This is a genomic window from Aeromonas sp. R3-1 (genome assembly GCF_040908345.1).
In the GTDB taxonomy this organism is placed as follows: domain Bacteria; phylum Pseudomonadota; class Gammaproteobacteria; order Enterobacterales; family Aeromonadaceae; genus Aeromonas; species Aeromonas veronii.
On record NZ_JBFODN010000008.1, the window covers coordinates 21,333 to 27,400 of the forward strand.

The 6,068-nt window shown below is 60.5% G+C and carries 4 protein-coding genes; all 4 read left to right on the plus strand.

Going from position 1 to position 6,068, the window contains the following annotated elements; all coding sequences use genetic code 11:
• Window positions 1–12 precede the first annotated feature (12 nt).
• On the plus strand, window positions 13–729 hold the full coding sequence (locus AB5Y85_RS00600; RefSeq protein ID WP_005333549.1) for a succinate dehydrogenase iron-sulfur subunit: 717 nt from the start codon (window positions 13–15) through the stop codon (window positions 727–729).
• Between the two features lie 115 nt (window positions 730–844).
• Entirely contained in the window at window positions 845–3,652 is a 2,808-nt protein-coding gene (gene sucA / locus AB5Y85_RS00605) for a 2-oxoglutarate dehydrogenase E1 component (protein ID WP_005333548.1), read from the plus strand.
• Between the two features lie 35 nt (window positions 3,653–3,687).
• Window positions 3,688–4,878: a 2-oxoglutarate dehydrogenase complex dihydrolipoyllysine-residue succinyltransferase gene (gene odhB / locus AB5Y85_RS00610; RefSeq protein WP_069529939.1), complete on the plus strand. Its 1,191-nt coding sequence runs from the start codon at window positions 3,688–3,690 to the stop codon at window positions 4,876–4,878.
• Window positions 4,879–5,049: 171 nt separating this feature from the next.
• A partial coding sequence (gene sucC / locus AB5Y85_RS00615; protein ID WP_368221053.1) for an ADP-forming succinate--CoA ligase subunit beta occupies window positions 5,050–6,068 on the plus strand: 1,019 nt, incomplete at its 3' end.

The window sequence follows — 6,068 nt, forward strand, 5'->3', positions numbered from 1 at the left end:
GGAGCCAGCCCTATGAACGTCACATTCTCTGTCTACAGATACAATCCGGATGTTGATAACGTCCCCCATATGAAGGAATATCGTCTTGATATTCCTGAAGGTTCCGACATGATGGTGCTCGACGCACTGATCCAGTTGAAAGAGCTGGATCCCACGCTCGCCTTCCGCCGCTCTTGCCGCGAAGGGGTCTGTGGATCAGACGGTCTCAACATGAATGGCAAGAACGGTCTTGCCTGTATCACCCCGCTCTCCGACCTGCTGAAGAAGGGCAATAACGTCGTTATCCGCCCCTTGCCCGGCCTGCCGGTGATCCGTGATCTGGTGATCGACATGACCCAGTTCTACACACAGTGGGAGAAGGTCAAACCCTTCCTCATCAATGATGACAAGTTGCCGCCGGTGCGTGAGCACCTGCAATCCCCCGAAGAGCGCGCCAAGCTTGACGGCCTGTACGAGTGCATTCTCTGTGCCTGCTGCTCCACTTCGTGCCCCTCCTTCTGGTGGAATCCCGACAAGTTCATCGGTCCGGCCGGGCTGCTCGCCGCCTACCGCTGGCTGGCTGACAGCCGCGACACCGCGACCACCGAACGACTGGGGAATCTGGACGACGCCTTCAGCGTGTTCCGCTGCCATGGCATCATGAACTGCGTGAACGTCTGTCCGAAAGGCTTGAACCCGACCAAGGCGATTGGCCAGATCAAGTCGATGTTGCTCAATCGGGCTGTTTAGTATCAGGGCCGGCCAGGTGCTGGCCCGACCTCTGGATAGCCATCCCACCCGTGGCAGGATGGCTATTTGACCCCTACAAGCTGCGCAGCAGTAACAAGAAGTACAAGGGATAGAAATGCATAACGGCGTGATGAAGGCCTGGTTGGAGTCATCTCACCTGGCTGGTGCGAATGCAAGCTATATCGAGGATTTGTACGAATCCTTCCTGGAAAATCCTGACTCCGTGTCCGACGAGTGGCGCAGCCTGTTTAGCGAGCTGCCCCAGGTCAATGGCCATGCGGTTGAACAACCCCACTCCCAGGTCCGCGATTATTTCCGTCGTCTGGCCAAGGATCCCTCTCGCTACAGTGCCCCCGTCTCCGATCCGCAAGTGGATGCCAAGCAGGTGCGGGTATTGCAGCTGATCAACGCCTTCCGTTTCCGTGGTCACCAGAATGCCAATCTGGACCCGCTGGGCCTGTGGCAGCGTGAAACCGTTGCCGAACTGGATCCTGCGTTCCACAACCTGCAGGGCGCAGATATGGAGGCCACCTTCAATGTGGGCTCCTACGCCATCGGTCGCGAGACCATGGTGCTCTCCGACCTCTACGCCTCGCTGAAGAAGACCTATTGCGGCTCCATCGGCGCCGACTACATGCACCTCACCTCCACGGAAGAGAAGCGCTGGCTGCAACAGCGTCTCGAATCCATTGAAGGGAAGGGGAGTTACACCCTCGAAGAGAAGACCCGTTTCCTCGAGAGCCTGACCGCCGCCGAAGGGTTGGAGAAATATCTGGGCGCCAAGTTCCCGGGAGCCAAGCGCTTCTCGCTGGAAGGTGGCGACGCCATGATCCCCATGCTCAAGGAGCTGATCCGTCGCGCCGGTGAGCAGGGCTGCAAAGAGGCCGTTATCGGTATGGCCCACCGCGGTCGCCTCAACGTGCTGATCAACGTGCTGGGCAAGCGCGCTCAGGATCTGTTCGACGAGTTTGCCGGCAAGCATGGCGAATCCTGGGGTACCGGTGATGTGAAGTACCACATGGGCTTCTCCTCCGACTTCGCCACCCCGGGTGGCAACGTCCACCTTGCGCTGGCGTTCAACCCCTCTCACCTCGAGATTGTCAACCCTGTGGTCATCGGCTCGGTCCGTGCCCGTATGGATCGTCGTGGTGACAAGGATGGCTCCAGCGTGTTGCCCATCACCATTCACGGTGACTCGGCCATGGCCGGTCAGGGCGTGGTGGCCGAGACCTTCAACATGTCCCAGACCCGTGCCTATGGCGTCGGCGGGACGGTGCGCATCGTCATCAACAACCAGGTTGGTTTCACCACCTCCTATATCCGTGACCTGCGTTCCACCGAATATTGCACCGACATCGCCAAGGCGGTGCAAGCGCCGGTGCTGCACGTCAACGGGGATGATCCGGAAGCCGTGGTGCTGGTGACCCAGATTGCACTGGATTACCGCAACACCTTCAAACGCGACGTGGTGATCGAACTGGTCTGCTACCGTCGTCACGGTCACAACGAAGCGGACGAGCCGAGCGCAACTCAGCCGCTGATGTACCAGAAGATCAAGCAGCACCCGACCCCGCGCAAGATCTACGCCGATCAGCTGGTGGCCGAGGGGAGCCTCGCCCAGGAGCGGGCGACCGAACTGGTCAACGAGTATCGCGAAGCGCTGGATCGCGGCGAGCGGGTGAGTAAGGAGTGGCGGCCGATGGAGCTGCACTCCGTCGACTGGACCCCTTATCTGGGCCACGACTGGAACATGGCCTATGAGAGTGCCGTGCCGATGGATCACCTCAAGAGCCTCGGCGAGCGGGTGAGTCAGTATCCGGCGACCCACGTGCTACAGCGTCAGGTCGAGAAGATTTACGAAGACCGCCGTCTGATGGCCGCTGGCGAGAAGCTTGTGGATTGGGGCTTTGCCGAGACCCTGGCCTACGCCACTCTGGTGGACAAGGGGTCCCGCATCCGCTTTACCGGTGAAGATTCCGGCCGTGGCACCTTCTTCCACCGCCACGCCGTGCTGCACAGCCAGACCGATGCCAGCACCTATACCCCGCTGTGCAACCTGCACGACGAGCAAGGCCCGTTCGAGGTGTATGACTCTGTGCTGACCGAGAACGCGGTACTGGCCTTTGAATATGGTTACGCCAGCGCCGAGCCGGCTGGCCTCACCATCTGGGAAGCCCAGTTCGGCGATTTCGCCAACTGTGCCCAGGTAGTGGTGGATCAGTTCCTCTCCTCTGGTGAGCAGAAGTGGGGCCGGATGTGCGGCCTGACCATGTTGCTGCCGCACGGTTACGAGGGGCAGGGCCCGGAGCACTCCTCCGCCCGTCTGGAGCGTTATCTGCAGATGTGTGCCCAACACAACATGCAGGTGTGCGTGCCCTCTACCCCGGCGCAGGTGTTCCATATGCTGCGTCGTCAGGTGGTACGTCCGATGCGCCGTCCGCTCATCGTCATGACGCCCAAATCCCTGCTGCGCCACCCGCTGGCGGTGAGCAAGCTTGAAGAGCTGGCGGAAGGAACCTTCCAGAACGCCATCGGCGAGATCGATGCGCTGGATCCGAAAGCGGTCAAGCGCGTGGTCTTCTGCTCTGGCAAGGTCTACTACGACCTGCTCGATGCCCGTCGCAAGGCCGAGCAGCAAGATGTGGCACTGGTACGAATTGAGCAGCTCTACCCCTTCCCGGAAGAGGAAGTGCGCGCCATTCTGGCTGATTACAGCCATGTCACCGACTTTGTCTGGTGTCAGGAAGAGCCGCAGAACCAGGGCGCCTGGTACTGCACCCGTCACCACTACGATGGCGTGCTGCCAGCCGGAGCTACCCTGCGTTATGCCGGTCGCCCCGCGTCAGCCTCACCGGCCGTCGGTTACATGTCTGTCCACGCCAAGCAGCAAAAAGCCTTGGTGGAAGATGCCCTTACCCTGTAAAGCCTCTGGCATAGAAGTAAAAAGGAACTGATTGGATGACTATCGAAATCAAGGTACCGGATCTGCCGGAATCAGTGGCCGATGCCACTATCGCCACCTGGCACAAAAAACCGGGCGATCTGGTCGCCCGTGACGAAGTGCTGGTCGACATCGAGACCGACAAGGTGGTGCTGGAAGTGCCGGCACCGCAAGCCGGTGTGCTGGGGGATATTCTGCAAGGGGAAGGGGCGACCGTGTTGTCCCGTCAACTGATTGCCATCCTCACCGCCGCCCCGGTGGCCGGTGAAGAGACCAAAGAGAAACCCGCTGAAGCGGTGGCCGATGATGGTGCCGATGGCTTGAGCCCCTCGGTGCGCCGCCTGATTGGTGAGCACGATATCGACGTGACCAAGCTGACCGGTACCGGCAAGGGTGGTCGCATCACCAAGGATGATGTGGAAGCCTTCATCAAGGCCAAGAGCCAGCCTGCGGCAGCCGCACCGGTCGCAACTGCAGCCCCGGCAGCCAAGGTTACCCCGCTGGGTGGTCGTACCGACAAGCGGGTACCGATGACCCGTCTGCGCAAGCGCATTGCCGAGCGTCTGCTGGAAGCGAAAAACACCACCGCCATGCTGACCACCTTCAACGAGGTCAACATGAAGCCCATCATGGATCTGCGCAAGCAGTACGGCGAGATCTTCGAGAAGAAGCACGGCATCAAGCTCGGCTTTATGTCCTTCTACGTGAAGGCGGTGGTGGAGTCCCTCAAGCGCTATCCGGAAGTGAACGCGGCGCTCGATGGTGATGACGTGGTTTACCACAACTACTTCGACGTCAGCATCGCCGTCTCTACCCCCCGTGGTCTGGTGACGCCGGTGCTGCGCGACTGCGACAACATGAGCCTGGCGGACATCGAGAAGGCCATCAAGGATCTGGCGGGCAAGGGCCGTGACGGCAAGCTGACCGTGGATGAACTGACTGGCGGCAACTTCACCATCACCAACGGTGGCGTGTTCGGCTCCCTGATGTCCACCCCGATCATCAACCCGCCCCAGAGCGCCATTCTGGGCATGCACAAGATCCAGGATCGCCCGATGGCCGTTGACGGCAAGGTCGAGATCCTGCCGATGATGTATCTGGCGCTCTCCTACGATCACCGTCTCATCGACGGACGCGAATCGGTAGGCTTCCTGGTCTCCGTCAAGGAGCTGCTGGAAGACCCGACCCGTCTGTTGCTGGACGTCTAAGCCTGTGGCACCCGGGCAAGGGGTTTGCGCCCCGAGCCGGATGTGCTGCTGGACGTTTGAGTAATACCCGAGCGATTGAAAGATAACGAGGGGCCGCCCAGGCCCCCACTCACAGGGGATTGAGAAACACGAGCCCCGGACGGAAATACCTACAACACGGATAGAGCATCTATGAATCTGCATGAATATCAGGCAAAACAGCTGTTTGCCGAGTATGGCCTGCCGGTCTCCGAAGGTTATGCCTGTGCTACCCCGCAGGAAGCGGCCGAAGCGGCCGACAAGATTGGCGGCAATACCTGGGTCGTCAAATGCCAGGTACACGCCGGTGGTCGCGGCAAGGCGGGCGGTGTGAAAGTGGCCAAGAGCAAGGACGAGATCCGTGCCTTCGCCCAGAACTGGCTGGGCAAGAATCTGGTGACCTACCAGACTGACGCCAACGGCCAGCCGGTCACCAAGATCCTGGTTGAATCCTGCACCGACATCGCCAAAGAGCTCTACCTGGGCGCCGTGGTTGACCGTGGCTCCCGTCGCGTGGTCTTCATGGCCTCTACCGAAGGTGGCGTGGACATCGAGAAGATCGCCCACGAAACCCCCCATCTGATCCACAAGGCCACCCTGGACCCGCTGGTTGGCCCGCAGCCCTATCAGGCGCGCGAGCTGGCCTTCAAACTGGGTCTGGTCGGCGATCAGATCAAACAGTTCACCAAGATCTTCATGGGTCTGGGTCAGATGTTCCTCGACTGCGATTTCGCGCTGCTGGAGATCAACCCGCTGGTGATCACCGCGCAGGGCAACCTGCACTGCCTGGATGGCAAGATCAACATCGACGCCAACGCACTGTATCGTCAGCCCAAGCTGCGCGAGATGCACGACCCGTCGCAGGATGACCCCCGCGAAGCGCACGCTGCCCAGTGGGAGCTCAACTATGTGGCCCTCGATGGCAACATCGGCTGCATGGTCAACGGCGCGGGTCTGGCCATGGGCACCATGGATATCGTCAACCTGCACGGCGGCAAGCCGGCCAACTTCCTTGACGTCGGCGGCGGCGCCACCAAGGAGCGCGTGACCGAGGCGTTCAAGATCATCCTCTCCGACAGCAACGTCAAAGCGGTGCTGGTCAACATCTTTGGCGGCATCGTGCGCTGCGACATGATCGCGGAAGGCATCATCGGTGCGGTCAAGGAAGTGGG

What these genes read in the sequence shown, in the direction of transcription:
- odhB (WP_069529939.1), top strand. Translation starts at nt 3,688, where the DNA reads ATGACTATCGAAATCAAGGTACCGGATCTGCCGGAATCAGTGGCCGAT.
- AB5Y85_RS00600 (WP_005333549.1), top strand. Translation starts at nt 13, where the DNA reads ATGAACGTCACATTCTCTGTCTACAGATACAATCCGGATGTTGATAAC.
- sucA (WP_005333548.1), top strand. Translation starts at nt 845, where the DNA reads ATGCATAACGGCGTGATGAAGGCCTGGTTGGAGTCATCTCACCTGGCT.